General features: G+C 55.0%; 22 protein-coding genes. 13 read left to right on the top strand and 9 right to left on the bottom strand.

The window, feature by feature from the left end; translation table 11 throughout:
- Positions 1–8: 8 nt before the first annotated feature.
- The 9 genes from K2F33_RS33215 to K2F33_RS33175 all read left to right on the top strand — a co-directional run bounded on the left by K2F33_RS33215 (position 9) and on the right by K2F33_RS33175 (position 8,065).
- Positions 9–836 carry an undecaprenyl-diphosphate phosphatase gene (locus K2F33_RS33215; RefSeq protein WP_076170492.1) on the top strand — a complete coding sequence of 276 codons (828 nt, stop codon included), beginning with the start codon at positions 9–11 and terminating at the stop codon, positions 834–836.
- Positions 837–970: 134 nt separating this feature from the next.
- Positions 971–2,053, top strand: a complete 1,083-nt coding sequence (locus K2F33_RS33210; protein ID WP_263882496.1) for an HD-GYP domain-containing protein — start codon at positions 971–973, stop codon at positions 2,051–2,053.
- Between the two features lie 298 nt (positions 2,054–2,351).
- Complete coding sequence (gene yfkAB, locus K2F33_RS33205; RefSeq protein WP_263880666.1) at positions 2,352–3,485, top strand: radical SAM/CxCxxxxC motif protein YfkAB; 1,134 nt, start codon at positions 2,352–2,354, stop codon at positions 3,483–3,485.
- 16 nt (positions 3,486–3,501) lie between these two features.
- Positions 3,502–4,863 carry a hemolysin family protein gene (locus tag K2F33_RS33200; RefSeq protein WP_076170489.1) on the top strand — a complete coding sequence of 454 codons (1,362 nt, stop codon included), beginning with the start codon at positions 3,502–3,504 and terminating at the stop codon, positions 4,861–4,863.
- 10 nt (positions 4,864–4,873) lie between these two features.
- Positions 4,874–5,905, top strand: a complete 1,032-nt coding sequence (gene ytvI / locus K2F33_RS33195; protein WP_076170488.1) for a sporulation integral membrane protein YtvI — start codon at positions 4,874–4,876, stop codon at positions 5,903–5,905.
- A 244-nt stretch (positions 5,906–6,149) separates the two neighbouring features.
- A complete protein-coding gene (locus tag K2F33_RS33190) occupies positions 6,150–6,392 on the top strand; it encodes a spore coat associated protein CotJA (RefSeq protein WP_076170487.1) in 243 nt (80 codons plus the stop codon).
- A complete protein-coding gene (locus K2F33_RS33185; RefSeq protein ID WP_076170486.1) occupies positions 6,376–6,651 on the top strand; it encodes a spore coat protein CotJB in 276 nt (91 codons plus the stop codon). Before K2F33_RS33190 ends, K2F33_RS33185 begins: the two co-directional genes overlap by 17 nt.
- Before the next feature lie 34 nt (positions 6,652–6,685).
- Positions 6,686–7,255 (top strand): manganese catalase family protein, encoded by a 570-nt coding sequence (locus K2F33_RS33180; protein ID WP_076170485.1) that lies wholly within the window; start codon positions 6,686–6,688, stop codon positions 7,253–7,255.
- A 123-nt stretch (positions 7,256–7,378) separates the two neighbouring features.
- Positions 7,379–8,065 carry an HAD family hydrolase gene (locus K2F33_RS33175; RefSeq protein ID WP_263880665.1) on the top strand — a complete coding sequence of 229 codons (687 nt, stop codon included), beginning with the start codon at positions 7,379–7,381 and terminating at the stop codon, positions 8,063–8,065.
- A gap of 60 nt (positions 8,066–8,125) precedes the next feature.
- Here the strand turns inward: K2F33_RS33175 and K2F33_RS33170 are convergent, their stop codons facing one another.
- Genes K2F33_RS33170 through K2F33_RS33145 form a run of 6 tightly spaced genes read right to left on the bottom strand, consistent with a single transcriptional unit; the run spans position 8,126 to position 14,770 of the window.
- Positions 8,126–9,259, bottom strand: coding sequence for a YheC/YheD family endospore coat-associated protein (locus K2F33_RS33170; protein WP_089545809.1), 1,134 nt, complete (start codon positions 9,257–9,259; stop codon positions 8,126–8,128).
- Positions 9,241–9,762: a GNAT family N-acetyltransferase gene (locus K2F33_RS33165; protein WP_089545810.1), complete on the bottom strand. Its 522-nt coding sequence runs from the start codon at positions 9,760–9,762 to the stop codon at positions 9,241–9,243. Before K2F33_RS33165 ends, K2F33_RS33170 begins: the two co-directional genes overlap by 19 nt.
- Before the next feature lie 22 nt (positions 9,763–9,784).
- Complete coding sequence (locus K2F33_RS33160; RefSeq protein WP_263882495.1) at positions 9,785–10,891, bottom strand: YheC/YheD family endospore coat-associated protein; 1,107 nt, start codon at positions 10,889–10,891, stop codon at positions 9,785–9,787.
- Between the two features lie 2 nt (positions 10,892–10,893).
- Positions 10,894–12,270, bottom strand: a complete 1,377-nt coding sequence (locus tag K2F33_RS33155; RefSeq protein ID WP_089545811.1) for a YheC/YheD family endospore coat-associated protein — start codon at positions 12,268–12,270, stop codon at positions 10,894–10,896.
- Entirely contained in the window at positions 12,270–13,391 is a 1,122-nt protein-coding gene (locus K2F33_RS33150; protein WP_089545812.1) for a YheC/YheD family endospore coat-associated protein, read from the bottom strand. Before K2F33_RS33150 ends, K2F33_RS33155 begins: the two co-directional genes overlap by 1 nt.
- A gap of 11 nt (positions 13,392–13,402) precedes the next feature.
- Positions 13,403–14,770: a YheC/YheD family endospore coat-associated protein gene (locus tag K2F33_RS33145; RefSeq protein ID WP_089545813.1), complete on the bottom strand. Its 1,368-nt coding sequence runs from the start codon at positions 14,768–14,770 to the stop codon at positions 13,403–13,405.
- A 291-nt stretch (positions 14,771–15,061) separates the two neighbouring features.
- Here K2F33_RS33145 and K2F33_RS33140 point away from each other — a divergent pair, with 291 nt between their 5' ends.
- From K2F33_RS33140 to K2F33_RS33130, 3 genes are all read left to right on the top strand, one after another.
- The gene (locus tag K2F33_RS33140; RefSeq protein WP_089545814.1) at positions 15,062–15,409 is read left to right on the top strand and encodes a YlbF/YmcA family competence regulator; all 348 of its coding nucleotides are present in this window, start codon (positions 15,062–15,064) and stop codon (positions 15,407–15,409) included.
- 84 nt (positions 15,410–15,493) lie between these two features.
- Positions 15,494–15,781: a hypothetical protein gene (locus K2F33_RS33135; protein WP_076170477.1), complete on the top strand. Its 288-nt coding sequence runs from the start codon at positions 15,494–15,496 to the stop codon at positions 15,779–15,781.
- 127 nt (positions 15,782–15,908) lie between these two features.
- Positions 15,909–17,243, top strand: coding sequence for a DRTGG domain-containing protein (locus tag K2F33_RS33130; protein ID WP_089545815.1), 1,335 nt, complete (start codon positions 15,909–15,911; stop codon positions 17,241–17,243).
- A gap of 188 nt (positions 17,244–17,431) precedes the next feature.
- Here K2F33_RS33130 and K2F33_RS33125 read toward each other — a convergent pair whose 3' ends face one another.
- The 3 genes from K2F33_RS33125 to K2F33_RS33115 are packed head-to-tail and all read right to left on the bottom strand — an operon-like array spanning position 17,432 to position 18,627.
- Positions 17,432–17,779, bottom strand: a complete 348-nt coding sequence (locus tag K2F33_RS33125) for a YtpI family protein (protein ID WP_306433629.1) — start codon at positions 17,777–17,779, stop codon at positions 17,432–17,434.
- Between the two features lie 14 nt (positions 17,780–17,793).
- Positions 17,794–18,297, bottom strand: coding sequence for a sporulation membrane protein YtrI (locus tag K2F33_RS33120; RefSeq protein ID WP_076170475.1), 504 nt, complete (start codon positions 18,295–18,297; stop codon positions 17,794–17,796).
- 3 nt (positions 18,298–18,300) lie between these two features.
- A complete protein-coding gene (locus tag K2F33_RS33115) occupies positions 18,301–18,627 on the bottom strand; it encodes a YtrH family sporulation protein (RefSeq protein WP_076170474.1) in 327 nt (108 codons plus the stop codon).
- A 155-nt stretch (positions 18,628–18,782) separates the two neighbouring features.
- Here K2F33_RS33115 and K2F33_RS33110 point away from each other — a divergent pair, with 155 nt between their 5' ends.
- Positions 18,783–22,451, top strand: coding sequence for a DNA polymerase III subunit alpha (locus K2F33_RS33110; protein ID WP_263880664.1), 3,669 nt, complete (start codon positions 18,783–18,785; stop codon positions 22,449–22,451).
- Positions 22,452–22,550: the final 99 nt, after the last annotated feature.

Raw genomic sequence — 22,550 nt, 5'->3', positions numbered from 1 at the left:
AGGAAGAAATGGATACCATTACTGCAATAATCTTGGGGATTGTGGAGGGGGTTACGGAATTTATTCCGGTCTCTTCAACGGGGCACATGATATTGACGTCCAAGCTCTTGGGCTATGATGAGCAGGACCCCATTATGAAAACCTTTGAAATCGTCATTCAGCTGGGGGCCATTCTGGCGATCGCCCTCGTCTATTGGAGACGGATTCTGGATCTGCTGGGCATCAAACGGACCATGCCCGAATCCGGAAGCCTGCGGTCCGGCAAGAAGCTGAATCTGCTGCATGTTATCATCGGGATAGCCCCTGCACTCATCGTGGCCTTTTTTGCCAGGGACTTTATCAAGAGCCTGTTCAGCGCAAATACCGTAATCTGGGCGCTGATCGTAGGCGGGATCTTCATGATTTTTGCCGAGTGGTTTAACAAGTCCAAAGCCAGAATCACCGCCGAAACGATGGATGACCTGTCGTACAAGCAGGTGCTGTTGATCGGGCTTTATCAAATTTTATCTGTCGTATGGCCGGGATTTTCGCGTTCGGGATCCACGATTTCCGGAGGGATGCTGAGCGGGGCAAGCTACAAGGCGTCGGCCGATTTCTCGTTTCTGATCGCGATTCCGATCATGTGCGCCGCTTCCGGCTATGAAATGCTGGATTCGTACAAGTATATGACCAAGGATACGATCGGCATGTTCGTTATCGGATTTATCGTAGCTTTTGTGGTGGCCTATGTCGTTGTGCTTGCTTTTATGAAATTGATTCAAAAAATTCGTCTGACCCATTTCGCCATTTACCGGTTTGTGCTTGCCGCCGTGTTCTGGCTGTTCGTTATGCGCTGATTCAAGAACCGTAATGTGATGGACTAATTCCGCATAGCGTGAATGGGCTACATAGGATGGCATGGGGAAACTAGGTAAACGGACCTGGGAAGCAATAACCGGGCGGCCGTGATTTTAGGCAGGAGTGGATCGTGTTGCGTTTGGTACCCGTTCCGATGCTGCAGCAGGGAATGAAAATCGGCAAAAAGATATACAGCGACGAAGGTGTTGTGCTTCTCGCGGAAGGCGTGGAGCTCACCTCCTTGCTGATCAGCCGCCTGCAAAAGCTGGACATCGGTTATATTTATGTGGAAGATCATCTGACGGAAGGCATCGATATTCCCGAAATGCTCCGGGAGGAAACGAGGCGTCAGGCTCTTCAGAAGATTCGCGTCAATTTTCAGCGGTTATCTGAAGCCTCCCCGATTACTGGAGGGTATCACCATCTCGGAAAGCAGTTCTCCAAGGTGATGGAGTCCATCCTTGAAGATGTCAGTTCCCAAGAGGACTGCATGATCATGCTGATGGACATGAACACCGCAGATCATTACTTATATAAGCATTCCTTAAATGTGTGCGTATATTCACTTGTGCTGGGGATTGCGAGCGGTTATACGCAGGACCAGCTGATGGTGCTGGGGCTGGGTTCGCTGCTGCATGACATCGGAAAAACCCAAATTCCCCAAAAAGTGCTGTTCAAGCCGCAAAAGCTGGATGATGAGGAATTCCGTCTCATGCAGGCGCATGCCCAAATCGGCTTTAAAATCCTGAAGGACGAGCCGAATATTCCGCTCCTGGCCGCGCACTGCGCCTTTCAGCATCATGAACGGATTAATGGATCAGGTTATCCGCGCGGCATCAAGGGTGATGATATTCACGAATATGCCCAGTGGGTGGCGCTCGCCGACTCCTACGATGCGATGACCTCGCACAGGGTGTACCGGCCTGCGATGCTTCCGCATCAGGCTGCTGAAGTGCTGTACGGCGGGGCAGGTACCTTGTACGACCAAAAGAAGCTGGAGCTATTCCGGGATAAAGTGGCGATCTATCCACCTGGCTTGTCGGTCAAGCTCAGTACCGGGGAGACGGGAGTGGTGTCGAAAATTCACGCCCATATGCCCCATCGTCCCGTGGTCCGCATCTTGCAGGATCCGGAAGGGGTGCCGCTGCTGGCACCTTACGAGGTGGATCTGTCCCAGTCGCTCTCCGTTATTATTGACGGCGTTCTCGGGGATTAGCGAGAGCAGGAATTAGGATGTGTCATGACCGGAAGACCCATAAAACGAGCGGTATCGGGCGGTAATGGATGCGGTGGAAATTCGATTCCCCTGCTGCCCGCAGGAGCCGCCGGTTTAGGGGTCTTTTTTCTTCTTGTCCCGGCATACCTATTCAGACAGAGAGATTTTTCGCTCTTCATGGTATGATAGAAGGAATGACATATTCATCCTGAGACAACCGGACTGCGCTGGGTCTGGAAAATAAAGGTTACACAAAAACCGTGTTTTGGGTTAAATAAAGAAATAAGGTGAGTAAATAATGAATACTGTAAATACCCGGGGAGCACTTGCCCCCTTATCTCCGAGCAATGATCCATGGGATCCGATTGAATCCCTTCGTACATATGGCCGGCATGTGCTGACCAGTGTCGAAATGACGGTAACGCATTTGTGCAATATGCGCTGCGAGCACTGTGCGGTCGGCGATATGCTCGTTATGAAAGAGGCAGAATTTCTTCCGCTGGATTTGATGCTGCGGCGTCTGGACGAGGTCGAGCATCTGCAGACGATCAGCCTGACCGGAGGCGAGCCCTCCTTCCGGGAGAAGACGGTGAAAGAGGTCATCGTCCCTCTGCTCAAATATGCTCAGGACCGGGGAGTCCGCACGCAGATTAACTCCAATTTGACGCTGGATATCAGCAGATATGAGGCGATGCTGCCGTACCTTGACGTGATGCATATTTCGTTCAACTATTTGAACGGAGACGATTTCCATGAGGTGGGCTTCGCCAACAGCAACCATCCGGTTCCGAAGGAAACCGCCTACCGCATGTATGACAAAATGATGGAGAACGCCCTGAAGCTGAGCGAAGCGGGCATGTTCATTTCGGCGGAGTCCATGATTAATTACCGGACGCATACAAAGCTTGCAGGAATTCACAAACTAATAGGGGAAATGGGCTGCCGCCGCCATGAAGTGCATCCGATGTATGCCTCCAATTTTGCCACGGAGCTTCCGATGCTTTCTTTGGATGAGACGCGCAAGGCGATCCACAGCTTGCTGGATGTTCGCGATCCGCAAATGTGGATGCTGTTCGGAACGCTCCCGTTCTTCGCGTGCAGCGATATTCACGAGGATCTGAAGCTGATCCGCAGGCTTGCGGATGCGCCGAACGTCACCGTGCGCAACGATCCTGACGGCCGCAACCGCGTCAACGTCAATTTGTTCTCGGGCGACGTCTACGTCACCGACTTTTCCGATATTCCGGCGTTCGGCAATATTCAAACCGGCCGCCTCGACGACATCTTTAATGCGTGGCAGACCGGGCATCCGCTGAACAAGACGGTGAACTGCCACTGCGACGCTGTGGGCTGCTGCGGACCGAATCTGCTCGTGAAGGACATGTATTATAAAGATACCGATTTTACCGTGAAAAAAGCGAACTTATTATAGAAATGGGGCGTTGTCATTGGACGGGGAGTTAGAAATAGGCAAACTGCTTTTAAACCTCTTTTTTGTTCTGCTGCTGGTATTTTTTAACGGCGTGTTTGTGGCCGCCGAATTTTCGCTTGTAAAAATGAGGCAGTCCCGGCTGACGCAGCTGGTCAGCGAAGGCAACCGGCTGGCCGGCTATGCGCTCCGGGTGAACAACAAACTGGACGCTTATTTGTCCGCTACCCAATTCGGCATTACGCTGGCATCCCTCGGTCTCGGCTGGATCGGGGAGCCGGCCATTTCGGAACTACTGGTAGAGCCTTTGATGTATAAAATGGGCGTTACCGACAGAACGCTCATCGCCACCGTATCCGTGGTGCTCGGGTTCTGTGTCATTACTTTCTTACATATCGTGCTTGGGGAACTGGCCCCCAAGTCGCTTGCCATTCAGAAGACGGAAGGGGCCGCACTGCTGCTGTCCGCACCGCTGATGGCCTTTTATAAAATATTTTTTCCTTTCATTTGGCTGCTCAACGCTTCCGCCAACGGATTGCTGCGCTTGTTCGGCGTTCATCCGGCCAGCGAAGCAGAAGCTGCGCATTCTGAAGAGGAGATCCGCATATTAATGAATCAGAGCGCCAAAAGCGGGGTCATCGATAAGGACGAGATGAAGCTGATGGACAACATCTTCGAGTTCTCCGACCTGCTGGCGCGCGAAATTATGCTCCCACGGACGGATATGGACTGCCTGTACACGACGAATACGCTGGAAGAGAACCTGCAGATCATCAGTGATACGAAGCATTCCCGTTATCCTGTCGCCGTGGAGGACAAGGACCAGATTATCGGATTTGTGCATATTACCGATTTTCTCCTGGCCGACGCCGAGCATCAGAAGGAGCTGACCTCGCTGGTCCGTCCGATTCTGAACGTGCCGGAGTCGATGGAAATCAGCCATGTGCTGCGCCTTATGCAGAAGAAGCATGCCCAGCTGACGCTGGTGGTCGACGAATACGGCGGCACGGCCGGCATGCTGACGGCCGAAGAGATCCTCGAAGAAATCGTCGGGGAGCTCTATGACGAATTTGAGGACGAGCGTCCCGATGTCGAAATCCAGGAGGATGTCATCTCGGTTGACGGGCGGATGCTGATCGAGGATGTCAACGATCTGACCGGCGTCATCATTGAGGATGATGAGGTTGATTCGATCGGCGGCTGGCTGTTCAAGGAGCTGGAAGGCAATCCGGTAAAAGGCAAAAAGGTCCAGGTGAGCAATTTCGTGTTTGAGGTCGAGGAATCGACCAAGCTCCGGATTACCCGGGTTAACATTCACCGCGTTGCCGATACGGAAGTCATCGACGAGGAGGAACAGGAAGGGACGGATAACGGGGATTAAGGAGTGAAGCATGACTGGCAAACAGCTGGTGTTCGTCGGTGTGGGACTGCTCCTGCTGTATTTGCTGTTTACGGCAGGCGCCCCTTTTGTACTGGCTGCGCTCGTGGCCGTTTCGCTGGAGCCGATCAACCGGATGCTGATCGGGAGGCTGAAATGGAACCGTGTCGCTGCCGCTTCGCTTACATGTACGTTGTTTATGCTCATGATTCTTCTTTTGGTGTACATGCTGGGTTTTCAGGTTTTCGCCCAGCTGCTGGAATACTGGAAGAATGCGCCGGCATACTTTGCGTCGGCCGACGATTTTGTGCAGACGACGCTGATCCAGGCGAGAGGGCTGTTTGACCGGTTTCAGCCGGAGCTGGCCGAGAGCCTGAGGGAAATGCTGACCAATCTGACGTCATACGCCGAGTCGCTCATCAACTCGTTGTCGTCAACCTTTTTATCTTTTGCCAAGGGCATCCCGGGCACGTTCGTGTTTTTGGTGGTTTTCTTTGTAGCTGTCTATCTGTTCAGCTTTGGACTGGAGACGATCAAGGCAGGGATTCTATCCCTGTTCGAGGAGGAGACCCAAGACCAGATCAACGAGGTGCTGCACAGCCTAAAACGGTCCATCTTCGGCTTTATTCAGGCCCAGATGATCCTGAGCGCTTTTACCTATGTATTGACGCTAACGGGGCTGCTCATCCTCGACATTCATTACCCGCTGGCGATCGCCCTGCTGATCATGGTCGTCGATATTTTGCCGATTCTGGGGGTCGGCTCGGTGCTGATTCCCTGGGCGGTATACTTGTTTATCGTGGGCGACTCTTATACCGGCTTTGGGCTGATGCTGCTGTTTGGGGTCATTACGATTGCCCGCCGGGTGGTCGAGCCTAAGATCATCGGCGATTCGGTCGGCATCGGAGCCCTGTCGGCTCTGGTGAGCATGTATATCGGCTTCAAGCTCGTCGGCGTGATCGGCGTATTTATCGGCCCGCTGGTGGTCATTATTTATTCGGCGGTCCGGAAAGCGGGACTGTTCCAGATCAAGATCAGATTTTAAAAGTTCATCATCTCATTGAAGGCTCGCGCTTCATCCAGCGCTTCGACAGAAGCTGCTGGGTCCTTTACACTGACCCCTTGGCGGTAAATCGACCGCAAATCAGGGGTCTTTTTGTTGTCCCATGAACTTTTTTGTTCAGATTCCGCGGATGGGTCATATGTTTAATTACGAAGAGTGTCTGATTTTTCGCCTTCTCAAGGGAAATCAGCGACTTTAGTATGGACAACAAAAGGAGGAGCAAGTGGTGAACTCACAGGTACGAGTGTATAAGCCTTTCATTGGCCCGTTTGATCCGTGCCCGCCGCTGCCTTACAGGACGTACGTCGTCCCGCCCAACCAGTATATCGTGTTCCAGCCTCTGGACTGGCCGCAATTCAGCCTCGCCGAGGCGCTGAAGCTGGGAACGCTTTGGCCGAACCTTTACAGCCCTTATGAATCTAAAGGCAAAAGAGTGGAGGAGGTGGGGAGTGATGGAGAACCAGTCTAAACCGGCGGTGGATCAGCGCTATTACGAGCTGCTTGAAAAGCTGCAGATGATCGATTTCGCCTTGGTCGAGCTGAATCTGTTCCTGGATACGCATCCGGACGATTTAAAAAGCATCGAGCAGTACAACCGGCTCGCCCAGGAGCGGATCCCGATCGTCCGGGAGTTTCAGGAATCCTATGGACCGTTGATGCATTTCGGCCATGCCTATTCGAAGTTCCCGTTTGAATGGCCGCAGGCCCCGTGGCCATGGCAGGTGTAACCGGCAAAGAATCTAAAGGAGGCGAATGTCCCGCATGTGGATATATGAAAAAAAGCTGCAGTATCCGGTCAGGGTCGGCAAGTGTGATCCATATATGGCCCGGTTGCTGCTGGAGCAGTACGGCGGTGCCGACGGGGAATTGGCCGCTGCCTTGAGATATTTGAATCAACGGTACACCATCCCGGATAAGGTCATCGGCATTCTCAACGACATCGGCACGGAGGAATTTGCCCATTTGGAAATGATTGCCACCATGGTTTATAAATTGACAAAAGATGCGACGCCGGATCAGCTGAAGGCAGCCGGACTCGCAGACCACTATGTCAATCATGACAAAGCATTGTACTACCAAAATGCAGCCGGGGTCCCATGGACGGCGGCGTACATTCAGGCCAAAGGCGATCCGCTCGCCGATTTATATGAGGACATCGCCGCAGAAGAAAAGGCCAGGGCTACATACCAGTGGCTGATTGACATGACGGATGACGTGGACCTGCAGGACGGACTGAAGTTCCTTCGGGAGCGGGAAATCGTCCATTCGACCCGGTTCCGGGAAGCCGTGGAGATCATTAAAGATGACCGGGGTAAAAAACGGTTCTTCTAAAGGTTAACCTTTTTTATGAACGACCGAAGTTTACAAGGCTTGGCACTTCCCTTATCATAGGCATGTAATTGGGTGATACTGAGTATTACGCATTAAAGCAGGCAATGAAAGGGAAGATAACCGATGGACAAAGAGAAGACATTGAACAAGCCGCAGGCGATATTATTCGACATGGACGGCACGCTGTTCAAAACCGAATCGCTGCTGCTGCCGGCCCATCAGCGGTTATTCGACAAGCTGCGGGAGGAGGGGCTGTATACTGCACCGACGCCTCCGGCGGAACGGATGATGGGCAGTCTCGGGATGCTGCTGGAAGACATTTGGAAAGTGGTCATGCCGGACGGCAGCGAACGTGCCCATGCGCGTGCTAACGAGCTCCTTCTCCAGCTGGAATTGGAGGGGCTCAAGGCAGGGAACACCGAGCTCTATCCCGGCGTGAAGGAAACGCTGGCACGGTTGAAGGAGCAGAGTGTGCGCCTGTATGTAGCAAGCAACGGGCTGGAGCATTACGTAAAGGGGATCGCGGAGGCCCACGGCATTCTGGACCTTTTTGACGGCCTGTACAGTGCCGGGGAGCACGGAACCAAATCAAAGGTGCATCTGGTGGAATTACTGCTTCAGCGCGAAGGTGTAAGCAGCGCCTGGATGGTAGGCGACCGATCTTCGGATGTGGAAGCCGGCCGGAAGAACGGCCTCGCCGTCATCGGATGCCAATATGCCGGGTTTGGAAACCCGGATGAACTGGCAGGGTCCGACGTCCTCATCAGCTCGTTCGACGAACTTCTGGGGCTGTATGCCTCATCGGTGTAAATCGGCGATGAGCCGCCTTTGAAGGGAATCATAGCTGCATATAAAGAAAAACAAACCGCGCTAGAGCTGCGGTTTGTTTTCTTTAGTGTCGGCGGTTTCCGTCTTCTGCTTGTAAACCCACAGGGCGTACTCCAACGGTCTGGTGATGGCCGTGCGGTACAGTTCGGGTTCGCCGATCTGGGAGAAGACTTCCCTCGCGGGCTTGGGATTGACTTCGAGCAGGTAAATCCGGCCTTTCCGGTTGATGGCGAGGTCTAGCGCCAGCTCGCACAGCGGTCCGTACTGGTGCTCCAGATAGGCGGCGATGTCCACGCCCATCTTGCCTGCCGTCGAGATCACTTCCTGCCGCTGCTCCTCATTCGTGATCCAAGAAGACAGCATTTGATGAGCGGGCACGGCTCTTCCGCCGCCGTGCAGGTTGGAGGTGACGCTCCGCGGCGCCCCCACCCGGCCGGCAATGCCGGTCAGCTGCCAATGCCCCTCCTTGTTTTTCTGCACCAGCATGCGGTAGTCATGAACCCGGCCGTCGGGAAGCTCCACGGCGATGCCTTCCTGGATCAAATACCGGTCCTTCATATTCCAGCCGCTCAGAATGGCGCCGAGCCGGGAAGCGTGGATTTTTTGCGGAGAGATGATTTTCCGCTGCTGATTCCGTCCTTGAATGTAGTACTGGGAAGCAGCCTTCAATTTTTCAATCCGTAAAATACCCCGCCCGCCGGTTCCGTTGATCGGTTTTAAAAACACGACAGACCTGTTCTTCAGCATTTGGTGGACGTCTGTCAGTCCGTGATACAGGCGCGTTTCCGGCAGAAACTTCCGGAATTCCGCCTTTTTGGACAGCACCTCGTGAATGGTCCATTTGTTGCGGAGCGGTTTGTTCAGAAACAGCATCTTGCTGTACCGGCTCCGGAACTGCAGAAGCTGGGCAAAGCGGGGGCTCTTCTGGATGCGGCACCGGTCATAAATCATATCCGGGAAGTTTCTCCATCGCCGCGTCCACTTCTTTTGCTTTGCGTCGTATTCCATGGCAAAGATTTTTTTCTTGCTGTCGCTGACGTCCATCGGGGTAAACACAAATACGTCAAGTCCCAGCTTGCCGCCTTCAACGATCATTTTCTGATAGATCGGTTTTTCCTCCAAATGCTTATGCTCGTTCAGATACAGCGTCAAGATGCCTAACACGGGTAGCGGCACAGGGGATCACCTTCTTGGGTCAGAGTAATGGATGCACCATCCGGATCTCCACACGGCCCCTCCATGACCAGGGCGGGCTCTCCGGCAGCCCCCTGGTGGACGGCGACGGCGTGAAGTCCGGCGCGAAAGCACATTTTAACAAAAGGAAGCCGGCTCAGAAGAGCCTCGCATCGCATGGTGCCTAACTGCCGAAGCTGCGAGGCCAGAAGGGAGGTGCCGATCCCTCTTCCGCGGTACAGCGGATGGACGACGACGAGACACCCCTCGGTCCCGTAGCCCGATACAAAGCTGACACCGGCCAGACGTTCCCCGTCTTCGCACCGGACGGTTGCGGCCATAAGCGAGGTTCCCGGCGCAGCGAGCTGCTCCGCCGTCAATCGGGCAAGAAGAATGAACTCCGCGCGCGCCGCCTGATTTCCGCCGTGTTCAAACACAAATTTGAGAATTTTGGCGTGCTGGCGCAGCCAATCTTCACGGGTCGGGGTTATCGTTAAGATCTGCACCTGTCAATCACTTCCCTTGCAATTACATTTTAGGTTGATTGGAGAGATATTCGCTGTATTGGAAAATTCGCTTGAGAGACCGCTTCCGGATATGCGGTTCATCGAATTTCATCGGCTTGGCGTTTGCCTCAAAGAACCAGATATTTCCTAACTCGTCAATCCCGAGGTCCATCGACATCTCTCCATGTTCGTAGCCGGAAGCCTTCTCAATCTGGCGGGCGATGATGATTGCCGTCGTTCGGACGCGGTTCAAAATCACGGCCGACATCTCGGATCCGAATACATCGGACAGGAGCTTGCTGGGATCCTCGATCGTGCCGCCTCTCGGTACATGGGTCGTAATGCTCTTAGAACCCGCCATTCTGGCTCCGACACCGGTAACACTCCATAAGCCTTTGTTGTTTTTTTGCAGCAGCGCCCTTAGGTCAAAGTGCCGGTTGTTGACGGATGCGAGTTCGATGCCCTGCTGAATAATGTAGCGTGCGCTGCCGGTTTCGCTTTTGATCCGTGCCCAGAGGCGGTACAGATTCCGCGTTTTGTACGTGGTGCTGGATCGGTGGTGCTGAACTTTGAGGCGGTAGGGAAGCAGTTTGTCTCTCTGGTATCTCAGCATCATAATGCCTTTTCCGGCTTTTCCGCTTTCGGGTTTGAGGTAAAGGCAGGGATAACGCTCAAGCATTTTCTGCAGCGTGCTCACGCTTGTGAAGCGTTTGGTTTTCGGTACCAGATGCTCCGTCGCTTTGGAGCTTCTGAGCCACTCGAACAGATGCCATTTGTTGAAAAAGTGCGGATTGAACAGCGAAATGGATGGATGTTTCATGCATTCCTTGATTTTCTGGCGCACAGCGGGCCGGAGTTCGTCTTCACGCTGCGGAATCCGGTTATAGATGACCTGGGGCAGCGGAAAATACTGCTGTTCCCAGGTCTCCTCGTCATTCAGTGTAAATCCTTTGATCCGATCCTCCGTCAGCTTCAGATCTTTAGCTGTGACTACATAGACAGGAAATCCCATTTTCTGTCCTGTCTTGACAATATCTTCAAAATTCTGTTGATTTCCCCGGAAATAACCGTGGGAATCCGACATGGTCAGGATGGCCACTACGGGTTTGTTGTCGGTATGACTCCGGATGTTCACTCCACATCCCTCCTGCGGAACTTGCTCAAATACAGGCAGTGTTCAAGAATATGCTCAACGGATGCCTTGCCTTCCGCTTTGAGGGAAGGATGGCTGAAAATGGAACGGCCCGGCTTGGCGTTCGCTTCAAACATCCACACTTTCTCGTCTTGGTCGATACCCAGGTCAAAACCGATTTCTCCAAGGAGATGCTGGTGATGAAACTCAATCGCTTCGGCCAGGGTAATCGCGACTTTTTTGGCGTTTTGCAGCACCTCGTCGGATCTGTCGCCAAAGGTCCGGCTCAATGCCTGTTCAGGAGTAAGGAGGGAGCCGCCATTCTTCAGGTGGGTCGTTACGCTGCCGCGGCCGGCCTTTTTGGCGCCGACTCCGACAACAACCCATTTGTTGCTGCCGTTCTTATGCATATGGAAGCGGAAGTCAATCGGGCAGTTGTCGATTTCGACCAGCCGGATTCCCTGCTGAATGACATACGTTTCCAGGGTCCGGCCATGTCTGGATTTAAGCATCCGCATCAAGCTGTTGAAGTTGCTGAAACGGAGCAGGACGTTGCCGCCTCCCTTGCGGTAACGGGCGAAATATCCCCTTTTCGGGAGGTAAGTCAAACGATAGATGCCTTTACCCAAGCTTCCTGCGGAAGGCTTATAGTACAGAAACTGATGCCTTTCAAGCATATCCTTGATCCGTTCCGGGGAAGGGTTGATATGGGATTCGGGCACGTACCGGTTCACCGTGTTGTCGTCTTCAAGCAGGCGGTAGATGTCGGATTTGTTGAAGAAGCTCCAGTTAAAAAACGGGATTCTCTTGCGGGTCAGCCGCTCTCTGAGCTGATTGATGGAAGAGGAGGTTTCCGCTTTCCGGCTTGGGAGGCGGTTGTAGACGACATCGGGCAGCGGAACGGTTTTACGGTAAAAGGTGCCGTTGTCGTTCAGAAAATAGCCCCGGACCGTCTCCTGCTGCCAGTTGATGTCCTTGGGCGTAAAGGCGAAAATATACGACTTCCTTTTCCCCTCGCGGAGAAGCTGTTTGATAAAATTCGTCCGGGAAGCGAACGGCTGCGATGGCGACGTGCTGGGTCCATCCGAGAGCACGCCGATCAGAGGACCGAGCTGGACTTCGTCCTCCTGGAGATTTCTCAGCATGACCCCGCCGGCGTTTGGAACGTGGATGCCGCTTCGGACACCGGAGCTGAGGAACAGATGCTTACCCGTCTTTTTTATGGGCTTAATGGTTGCGTTAACCATGTCTTTTCCCAGACGGAGCTGAATATTCTTTTTGCCGGACAGCTTGAGGCTTTTCATCAGCGAATTCGAAATGTAGACGACTTTCTCGGGCTGCTGCGAAAAATGAACATTACAAAATGTCAAACTCATCAATTTACCCTCCTAAGTTGTCGAAGCAATAAATAGCGGGCATAACGGAGCGGATTTTCCGTAGCGAGAACATCGCTGCCTGGTTCCCCAATGTGCCGGAAGGAGGTGCGCCCCGGTTTGGAATTGACTTCAAGCAGCCAGATTCTCCCTTTCGTATCAATGCCAAGATCGATACCCAGTTCTCCGAGCCGGCCATAACGGCTTTCCAGAATCGGCGGAATCTTCTCCGACAGATTATGAAGACGATCCCTTATGTGTTCTGCCCGGTCAGCCCCGAATTGTTCGGTCAGAAAAGGCAGGACAGACAGAGGTTTTCCTCCGCCGTGAAGGTTTGAGGTAATGCTGTCCGGGTTGCCCAGGCGCAGCGCCATGCCGGTATGCATCCACGAACCCGTTTCATTTTTTTGCATCAGCACTCTTACGTCAAAAGGGGCGCCGTCTGCGTTGTACAAATGCAGGAAGGGCTGAATCAGGTACGAACGGTCCCCGGTAAACCGCCGGATCCATGTTAGGCCTGAACTCGTATCGTCGAAATGCTTCACAAACGGCAGGTTGCTTGCGCTTCTTCCCCGGATCGTCAGAGATCCGTCTGCGGCATGGCGCGTGACGCGAAGCGTATTTTTTCCCTGGGATCCGCTCATCGGCTTCATGAACAGCTCGCCGTCATATTTCTCCAAGGTGCGCAGCAATTGGCTGCTCCCACGATAGACGGCAGTCGGGGGAAGAAACGGCAGCAGGCCGGGCTCCTTACGAAGTACTTGGTCCACATGCCCTTTCCCGGGAAGTCCGCGGGACCACAGGATCCACCTCTTCCCAGTAGGGGCGTCCGCAAGTAACCTCGCCGCTGCCCGGTATTCGCTGCCTCGCTGCGGAAAACAGCGGTCGTAGACGATATCCGGAAAGGGGACCGTGGCAGCGTGCCACGCCCCATCGCTGAAGATATATCCATGGATGCTTCTCTGTCCCTCCGGCACGCCCTCAGGGCAAAAAACGACGACCTGAATACCGTATTTCCTGCCGGCCACAGCCAATCGGCGGGCGTATCCTTCTCCCGAAAAGGGAGGGGAGCCCGGTGTGGAGGAACTTAAGATTCCAATGGTTCCGATTGTGGTTCTTTTCATCGCGGCACCTCCTAAAACCCTGACAAGAAGGCGCAGTATTCCAGCAGGCGTTTGACGGAAGGCCTTATTTTCTGTTCATGGAGCGGCGTATTGTCGTTTTTGGAAGGCTTGGAATTAACCTCGAGCAGCCATATTTTACCGGAGGTATCCATAGCCAGGTCGATGCCGAGTTCGCCGAAATGGGCGGGCAGCAGCGCATCCAGGCCTTTGGCGATGTCCAGCGAAGCCCGCTGCAGCTTGGCGTGTGCAGTGCTTTTCACGGCCGGCGGGAGGGCGCAGCGGTTCACAGCTTCCTTTACGGTGCTGAGGGTTCCGCCTCTGGCGAGGTTCGAGACAAAATGGTTCCCGCCCGCGATCCGGGCTACGACCGAAGTCACGCTCCATTTGCCGAGACCGTTCTTTTGGACGAGCGCACGGAAATCGATGGGCCGTTTGCTGTGGTCGATGAGCGTCAAGCCCTGCTGAATCTGGTAGCGGGTGCTCTTCATCTTTCCGGAGACGTTGGTAAACAGTTTGTTAAGGTTTGGATAACTTTGTTTTTTGGGCCCGCCCACCGATGTCGCCAAAGTTTGGTAGGTGCCGTCAGACTGCCTGGAGATCCGGATGATCCCTTTGCCGAGGCTGCCCCGCACCGGTTTCAGAAACACGACCGGATACTGGCTGCACATCTTCTTCAGGATGGAATAGCCGGTCAGCAGGTGCGATTCCGGCATCAGCCGGGATAAGGAGGAGTCCTGCTTCAGCGTGTCGAACACTTCATTTTTGTCCAAAAACTTTTCGTTGAATATGTGGCTCCCGTAGCGGGATTTTACTTCTTTCATAAAATGCTGTACGCTAGGTTTATTCTCCATTTTGCGTGTCGTCAGGCGGTTATTGATGACATCTGCGATAGGCATCGTTGTCTGGCGCCATCCGCCGTCATAGATCCAGCCCTGTATGCTGCTTGCACTCTCGGTGATGTGATTCGGAGTGAAGAAGTATACGTATGCACCCTGCTTGCGGCAGGCGTTGACGAGTTCCCTGCAGAACATGGAAATGGAACCGAACGGCTTTTCCGGCGTGTCAGGATAATCCCGGCTGATCAGGACACTGATGAGCGGACCCAGCCTGAGCGTTTTGCTGGATGGGCTGTATGCCACTCGGAGCACGGGACGGGACGCTAAGCCCATTTTGCGGGCCAGTGGCTCGCTGATGCGCAGGCCGGAATATTTTGCTGCGGAAATAACGGTGATCTCTTGTCTAAAGGAACCAAAGGACAGCTGCAGAGGCCGGTCGGTGGGAATCTTCCACTGTTTGATCAGTCTCTCGCCGAGCATGACGGTGTTTTCTTTCACAATGCCCGGGCTGAACGTTTGGACCGGTAGCTTTTTTTTGGACATCGTGGATCTCCTTCCAACAACAACTTGATGTCTACAGGGCAGATAAGGAGCATCTGCAATATTGCATGTAATGCATCATATGAGGACATATATCCCTTGGTGATTGACCCACTTTTATAAAAACCGGGATTTCAGCCCTTCATTTTTTCGGAGACGGGCGGATTGATAAGCTGTGAGCAAAGCCAAAGCTTGCAATGATCGCAGGATTCACTTCCGCGGGAGTCAGCGGTCCGTCTCCCATAAAACACGCCGATTGGTAACTGCCCAAATTTAAGGAGGAAATGACAACCTATGAACATTTATGACAAAGCGCACGATTTGGCCAAAGCCCTAAAGGAAAGCTCGGAGGTCCAGGAAATCAGCTCGGCGATGAGTCTGATTGAAGCGGATCCGGAGAGCAAACAAATGCTTGAGGATTTCCGCCAGCGGCAGATGGAAATTCAGCAGCGGATGATGTCCGGGGATATGCCATCCCAGGAGGAGATGGAGAAGATGGAGAAGCTCTTCGACGTGCTCAGCCTGAACCTGAACATCCGCCGGTTGTTTGAAGCGGAGCGCCGCCTCAGCACGATCATCGAGGACGTGAACAAAATCATTTCGGACAGCCTCCAGCATCTGTACGGGGGACAAAGCCTGTAGGTTGGACAAAACTTTTCTCATATTTTCGCAGACCCCTTCATAGAGTAGAAATATAGAGTTACCAAATGAAGGAGCTGCGATGAGATGAAAAAAAGAAGCAAACTGAAGCATTCCATTTACCTACTTCTCGCTCTGGCGATGCTGGTGTACGCTCTGCCCCGGATCAACTTCAGCGGCGGATGGACCTGGGCTTCCGGGTTCGGAGCGGCCTGGGCCGTGTTTGCCTTTCTGATAATCGGCTCGCACCTGCATTATTTGCTTGGGGTGGACGAAGAGAAACAAAGAGCGCTGGAGCGCATTCGTAAGGCCAAGCTGCAGCAGTGGCAGCTGAAATGGCCGGAGGAAACACAGCAGCGCCAGGAAAATGTATAAATGCGATCAAAAGCTGTCTTGCGCAAGTTATTGCGTGGAGGCGGCTTTTTTTGCGTTGTTATTTTCCGGCCTCAACCATGCTATAATAGTACAGTATGGTACAGATAGAAACGTGGGGGTGTAACAGTTGGAGGGCCGCGATGAAACGATTACGAAACATGAGCAGCTGCTGCAGCATATCGAAGGGCTGAAAATTGGCACCAAGATTTCGGTCCGCAAGCTGGCGAAGGAAATGTCCGTTAGCGAAGGGACCGCTTATCGGGCGGTTAAGGACGCCGAAAACCTGGGCATCGTCGTGACCAAGGAAAGGATCGGCACCGTCCGGGTCGAGAAGAAGCCGCGGAATATTTCCGAGCAGCTCACCTTCGCCGACGTGGTCGAGATCGTGGAAGGCCACATGATCGGCGGAGCCGATGGACTGAATAAACATCTGCATAAATACGTCATCGGCGCCATGGAAGTGGACGCCATGGCCCGTTACATCGACGCGGGCAGCCTGCTCATCGTCGGCAACCGGGCTGACGCGCATTCGCTGGCGCTGGAGCAGGGAGCGGGCGTGCTCATTACCGGCGGATTCGGAACGAGCCGGGAGGTCAAGGAGCTGGCCGACACGCTCGACCTGCCGATTTTTTCATCGCGCCACGACACGTTTACGGTGGCATCGCTGATCAACCGGGCCATTTTCGACCGCCTGATCAAGAAGAAAATTATGATCGTGGAGGACATCGTCAACACCCGGGCCAAAATCCACGCCCTCAAGCTGTCGAGCACCGTGGCGGATTGCAAAGCGCTGGCGGATCAGACCGGACAGCTGCGGCTGCCGGTCATCGATGAGTGGAACCGGGTGCTCGGTATCGTGAACCGGAGCGATATGAAGGACCTGCCCGATGGGCAGAGCATCGAGAAGCTGCTGGTCCGCAATCCGGTCACGGCCGGACTGCAAACCTCGCTCGCGTCTGCAGCGCAGCTCATGATGTGGGAAGGCGTGGACTTTCTGCCGATCGTCGACCGCAACCGCAAGCTGGTGGCGACCGTGTCGCGGAAGGAAGTGCTTCAGGCCATGCGCGACGCCCGCAAGCAGCCGCAGCTCGGTGAGACGTTCGACCATTTGATCTGGAACGGATTTGCGGATGAGCGGGATGAGGAGGGGCGGCTCTTTTTCCACGGCTTTATTACGCCGCAGATGGCGACGGATCTCGGTACGATTTCGGAAGGCATCCTGACCACGGTGATGACACAGGCGGCGCTGCGGGCGGCGAAGGATATGACGGGGAATGACTTTGTCCTGGATAACATGTCGACATACTTCGTCCGCCCGGTGCAGATCGAGGATCCGGTGACCGTCATGCCGCGGCTGCTGGAGGCGAGCCGGCGGACGTGCAAGATCGAGATCGAAATGCTGCATGACGACAGCCTGGTAGCCAAAGCCGTGCTGACGCTTCATTCTATCGAGCATGGATAACAGGTAACGGGCATGGCCGAATTGGCCATGGTCTTAGCCAGACATAAATATAACCGGCAGCATCTTTGATCAAAGATACGGCCGGTTATTTGTTGTGTGTGGCCCCGATTATCTCCCGCCACGTTAAAGTTTGGGTCTTGTCCACGCTTGGAAGATTCAGATTACACTGCGCAATTGCAGCACCAGATTCAAGCTTTCGTATCTGAGGATTTCATGCGGCTGAAATGGCCCCGATTGCGGATACCCGCGAAAATATTGAACGCCCCGAGGACGAGGAACAGCCCCTCGATAACGACCGCGGCGGTCGATCCATGGAAAATAAACATGCAGATCAGCGCAAGCACGATCAGCATTATTCCAAGGCAGATATTCATATTCGAGCCGTACAAGCCCCGGTCACGGACATCGGCGGAACGCCGGGCGCGGTAGCTGTAGTAAGCGGAACATAAACAGGTAATCACCAGCAGCGCAAATAGGCAATAGCGGATGACGGAAATCATCGAATGCTGCAGCTCCTTTACTGTCAATAACTTCAATATTCCTCATTGTATCACGATTTGCCGACCGAAGCGACACTTTGAGGCTCGATGTCGATCCAGATCTGGAGCACGCCCTCCGCCACCAGCATCGTCTTGATTTCGATGGAATATTCCTTATCGCGCACCCTGTAAATTTTACGATTGAGGAGGTTCCGGGCGATTTTGCTGTCCTCGTCGATATCGAAAATGTTTCGGCCCCGCAGCACCTCCAGATCCTCGCCGAGTTTGCGGATCACTTCCTTGACGATGACCGGATCGAGAGGCGGGTCCTGCTGCTCCGCACGGATTTTGATTTCCTTGATCACGGTCTGCTGATTGTTGTATTTTTTCAGCGTTTTGATGTCGTCCTCGTATTGCTGGATCCGAAGCTCCAGGTCCTGATTGGACGCCCAAAGCATGTCAAAGCTGGAGTGGAACACCGAATTATACACGACGCTTCCGATAACGGCGCCCAAGACGAAGACGGCGGTCAGCTGGGAGAAATGGCGGTATCGGCTGAACGGAGGAATTCGCATCGGCTACTCCCTGCCGCCGCAAACCCATTTGACCAGCTCGCTGCCCATGTGAGCGCCGAGGAAAGCGAAGAGGAGAAACAGAACCTGCTTGATGGCGGGGGAAAGATTGCCCCCCATAAAATTGCTCTCGATGACCCGCATCGGATCGATCGTGCCGCCGATCGCCGCCGCCATGGCCCATATTTTAATCCGATCGGCCACCTCGAGCATGGTGTGTGTCGGTGATTGCAGCGAGATGACTGCACCGATCCCGCCGACCATCGCACCGCCCAGCACGATGCCGAAAGCGATAAAGAAATCCAGTATGGCTTTGGATAAAAACACGCTCATGATTCCCAGTCCTTTCCCAAGGAGGTCGGAAACGCCTTGTCCAGCGGTTTCCTTATTCCATTCTATGGGCGGTCCTAGGCGGATTATGATAAAATAATAAATAGTACATGAAACGTTAAAAACCAGTGATCACTGCGGCGAAAAGGAGACGAGACATGAGTTCATTTGTGCATCTTCACGTGCATAGCGAATACAGCCTTCTGGATGGAGCGGCACGGATCTCGGACCTTGTCCGGCGAGCCGCGGAGAACGGAATGAAGGCGCTGGCGCTGACTGACCATGGGGTCATGTACGGCGCGGTGCCATTTTATAAAGCCTGTGTGGCGGAAGGCATCAAGCCGATCATCGGCTGCGAGGCCTACCTGACGGCCGGTTCCCGCAAAGAGCGCGGCAGCCGCAAGGATCAGCCGATCTATCACCTGATCCTGCTGGCCAAGAACGAGACGGGTTACCGCAATCTGATGAAGCTGTGCTCCATCGGGCATTTGGAAGGTTTTCACTATAAACCGCGCATCGACATGGATGCGCTCGCGAAACATCATGAGGGCATCATCTGCCTGAGCGCCTGCCTCGGCGGGGAAGTGCCTCAGCATCTGCTGCACGGCCGGACTGAGGAGGCGCGCCGGGCGGCGCTGCGGTACCGTGACATTTTCGGCGAAGATTTTTACCTGGAGCTGCAGGACCATGGGCTGCCCGAACAGAAGCGGGTTAATCCGCAGCTGATCGAGCTTGCCCGGGAGCTGGACGTTCCGCTCGTGGCGACCAACGACGTCCACTATCTCGTCCGTGAAGATGCCTCCATGCAGGACGTGCTGATCTGTATCGGTACGGGGAAAACGGTAGAGGACGAGGACCGGCTGCAGATTCAGACGGACCAGCTGTATCTGAAGAGCGGAGAGGAAATGGCCCGCTTGTTCCCGCATGTCCGGGAAGCTCTGGACAATACGCTCCTCATTGCGGACAAATGCAGCCTGGAGCTCGAATTCGGCCGGTCTATTCTGCCGGAATACCGCCCGCTTCCCCAGGGGCAGACGGCTGCCGAATACTTGCGGACCCTGTGTCTGGAAGGACTGGAGAGCCGCTACAGCACGACCGGCCTGTGGGACACCGAAGAAGGAAAAAGAGAGCTTCTCCAGCGCCTCGACTACGAGCTCGGCGTCATCGGCAGCATGGGGTTCAGCGATTACTTCCTCATCGTTTGGGATTTTATCGCGTATGCGCACCGGCAGGGAATCGTGACCGGTCCCGGACGGGGCTCATCCGCGGGCAGTCTCGTCGCTTACGTGCTCCGTATCACGAACGTTGATCCGATCAAGTACAACCTGCTGTTCGAACGCTTCCTGAACCCGGAGCGGGTGACCATGCCGGATATCGATATCGACTTCAGCGACGAACGCCGCGACGAAGTAATCGAGTACGTGGCCGATAAATACGGAAGCGAACACGTCGCGCAGATCATCACCTTCGGGACGATGGCCGCCCGCGCGGCGGTACGCGACGTGGGACGCGCCTTGAACGTATCGTACGGCGAGGTGGACAAGGCGGCCAAGCTCATCCCGAATGCACACGGCATCAACATCCGCCGGGCGATGGAAATCAGCGACGAGCTGAAGAAGCTGTACGAGCAGAGCCCTAAAACCCGCGAGATGCTCGATATGGCCATGAAGGTCGAAGGCATGCCGCGGCACGCGTCGACCCACGCCGCGGGCGTGGTCATATCGCGCGACCCGCTGACCGATGCGGTCCCGCTGCAGGAAGGCAGCGAGCGAACCGCGCTGACCCAATATCCGATGGAGCAGCTGGAAAGCATCGGCCTGCTCAAAATGGACTTTCTCGGTCTGCGCACCCTGTCGATCATCGAGCGGTCCATGCGCTGGATCGGGGAAATGACCGGCAGCGCGCCGGACTTCGCGCAGGTTCCGGACAATGACCCGCTGACCTATGAGATGCTGGGGAGCGGAGATACGACCGGCGTGTTCCAGCTGGAGTCCGCCGGCATGCGGCGGGTGCTCAAAGAGCTGAAGCCAAGCGTATTCGAGGACGTCATCTCGGTCGTGGCGCTGTACCGCCCGGGTCCGATGGAGTTTATCCCGAATTTCATTCAGGCGAAGCATGGTACCATCCAGGTCGACTACCCGCATGACGATTTGAAGCCGATCCTGGCCGATACCTACGGTATCATTGTGTACCAGGAGCAGATCATGAAAATCGCCTCGCTGATGGCGGGCTTCTCACTCGGGGAAGCCGATCTGCTGCGGCGTGCCGTGTCCAAGAAGAAGCGGGAAGTGCTCGACCGTGAGCGCAGCCACTTCGTGGAGGGCAGCCTGAAGCAGGGATATACCGAAGTGGATGCGAACAAGGTATACGACATGATCGTGCGCTTTGCCGATTACGGTTTCCCAAGAGCCCACGCGGCAGCGTACGCTGTTCTGGCATTCCAGACCGCTTATCTCAAGGCGCACTATCCGGTGCAGTTCATGGCCTCGATGCTGACGGCCGTCATGGGCAGCCACCGGAAGGTCGCGGAATACGTGGTGGAGTGCCGCCGGATGAACATCAAGGTGCTGCCGCCCGACGTCAACGAGAGCGGCGTGCTGTTTACACCGGTGGCGGTAAGCGCGGAGAACGGGCAGCCGGCCGAAGGGCCGGGGCATATCCGTTTCGGGCTGGGGGCTATCAAAAACGTGGGTACCCAGGCCGTGGAAAACATGATGCGCGTCCGGGAAGAGAAGCCGTTCGAAAGCCTGCTCGACTTCTGCCGCCGGATCGATCTGCGCGTCTGCAACAAACGGGTGATCGAGTCGCTGATCCAGGCGGGCGCCTTCGATTCGCTGCCGGGCCACCGCGCGCAGCTGCTCGCCATGCTGGACGAGACCGTCGATGCCGCCGTCAAATGGCGTAAGGAACGCGAGGATCTGCAGATCCAGCTGTTTGATTTTGTCGAAACGACGAATTGGGAGATCGAATATCCTGACATTCCGCCGTTTTCCGTTTCCCAGCAGCTGGAGCACGAGCGCGAGCTGCTCGGTCTGTATCTGTCCGGCCACCCCCTGGACGACTTTGATGAAGTATTGGACGAACCGGGCGTGGAGCGGCTGATGAACCTGGCCGAAGCTCCGGATGAGACGAAGGTGGTCGTCGCCGGCATGGTCGTGTCGGTGAAGTCGATCACGACCAAGCAGGGCAAAGCGATGGCCTTCATGGAGCTGGAAGACCAGATCGAACGCTGCGAAGTGGTGCTGTTCCCTGAAGTTTGGAAGCGCAGCTCGAGCTATGTCGGCAAGGGCGAGCTGCTGGCACTGCGCGCCAAGGTGCAGCAGCAGGACGAGGGCTTCAAGCTCCTCGCCGAGGAAGTGCTGCCGCTAGCCGGGGCCCCGCTTGCCCAGATGGTCAAGCGGAACCAGGCGCCAGCCGGCGGCAGATCCTTCGCCGCGGGGCCGGGGCCCTCGCGGCGGCAGGGCGCGCCTGCGGGCCGCCCCGCTCCGCAGGCAGCGGCCGGCGATGCTGCCGCGCCGGCCGACGCCCCGGCGCGCAAGGAGCAGGGCGGCGGCGCACCCGCCCCGGCGAAGGAACAAGCGCGCCGCCCCACAACGGCGGAGCAGCGCGTCTTCGTTAAGATAACGCCGGAAGCGGAGAACCCGGACCTGCTTGCCAGGCTGAAGCAGCTGCTTCAGGAGCATCCGGGTCCGGTGGCCACGGTGCTCTTTTACGAGCAAAGCCAAAAGCTCCTTGCGCTCAGCGACAACTATCGGATCAAACCGTCGCCCGAATTTTTCGAAATGATCGAAAACATGCTCGGCAAAGGGACGGTCCGGATTAAATAGAAGCACGGATCAAAGGGCGGCTGGCACAACCGCCGGCAACAGCTCAATAGTTCAATAGTTCATTGACCCTCCGGGCTTCTGCGGAAATGACACAGATTT

The organism is Paenibacillus sp. PSB04, assembly GCF_025809195.1.
GTDB classification, from domain to species: Bacteria; Bacillota; Bacilli; order Paenibacillales; family Paenibacillaceae; genus Paenibacillus_AQ; species Paenibacillus_AQ favisporus.
Note: the sequence above shows the minus strand (reverse complement) of the source record. Positions and strands in the feature narration are given on the sequence as shown.

Coding starts and splice junctions, on each gene's coding strand:
- K2F33_RS33215 (WP_076170492.1), top strand. CDS start 9: ATGGATACCATTACTGCAATAATCTTGGGGATTGTGGAGGGGGTTACG.
- yfkAB (WP_263880666.1), top strand. CDS start 2,352: ATGAATACTGTAAATACCCGGGGAGCACTTGCCCCCTTATCTCCGAGC.
- ytvI (WP_076170488.1), top strand. CDS start 4,874: ATGACTGGCAAACAGCTGGTGTTCGTCGGTGTGGGACTGCTCCTGCTG.
- K2F33_RS33185 (WP_076170486.1), top strand. CDS start 6,376: ATGGAGAACCAGTCTAAACCGGCGGTGGATCAGCGCTATTACGAGCTG.
- K2F33_RS33180 (WP_076170485.1), top strand. CDS start 6,686: ATGTGGATATATGAAAAAAAGCTGCAGTATCCGGTCAGGGTCGGCAAG.
- K2F33_RS33175 (WP_263880665.1), top strand. CDS start 7,379: ATGGACAAAGAGAAGACATTGAACAAGCCGCAGGCGATATTATTCGAC.
- K2F33_RS33155 (WP_089545811.1), bottom strand. CDS start 12,270: ATGAGTTTGACATTTTGTAATGTTCATTTTTCGCAGCAGCCCGAGAAA.
- K2F33_RS33150 (WP_089545812.1), bottom strand. CDS start 13,391: ATGAAAAGAACCACAATCGGAACCATTGGAATCTTAAGTTCCTCCACA.
- K2F33_RS33145 (WP_089545813.1), bottom strand. CDS start 14,770: ATGTCCAAAAAAAAGCTACCGGTCCAAACGTTCAGCCCGGGCATTGTG.
- K2F33_RS33140 (WP_089545814.1), top strand. CDS start 15,062: ATGAACATTTATGACAAAGCGCACGATTTGGCCAAAGCCCTAAAGGAA.
- K2F33_RS33135 (WP_076170477.1), top strand. CDS start 15,494: ATGAAAAAAAGAAGCAAACTGAAGCATTCCATTTACCTACTTCTCGCT.
- K2F33_RS33120 (WP_076170475.1), bottom strand. CDS start 18,297: ATGCGAATTCCTCCGTTCAGCCGATACCGCCATTTCTCCCAGCTGACC.
- K2F33_RS33115 (WP_076170474.1), bottom strand. CDS start 18,627: ATGAGCGTGTTTTTATCCAAAGCCATACTGGATTTCTTTATCGCTTTC.
- K2F33_RS33110 (WP_263880664.1), top strand. CDS start 18,783: ATGAGTTCATTTGTGCATCTTCACGTGCATAGCGAATACAGCCTTCTG.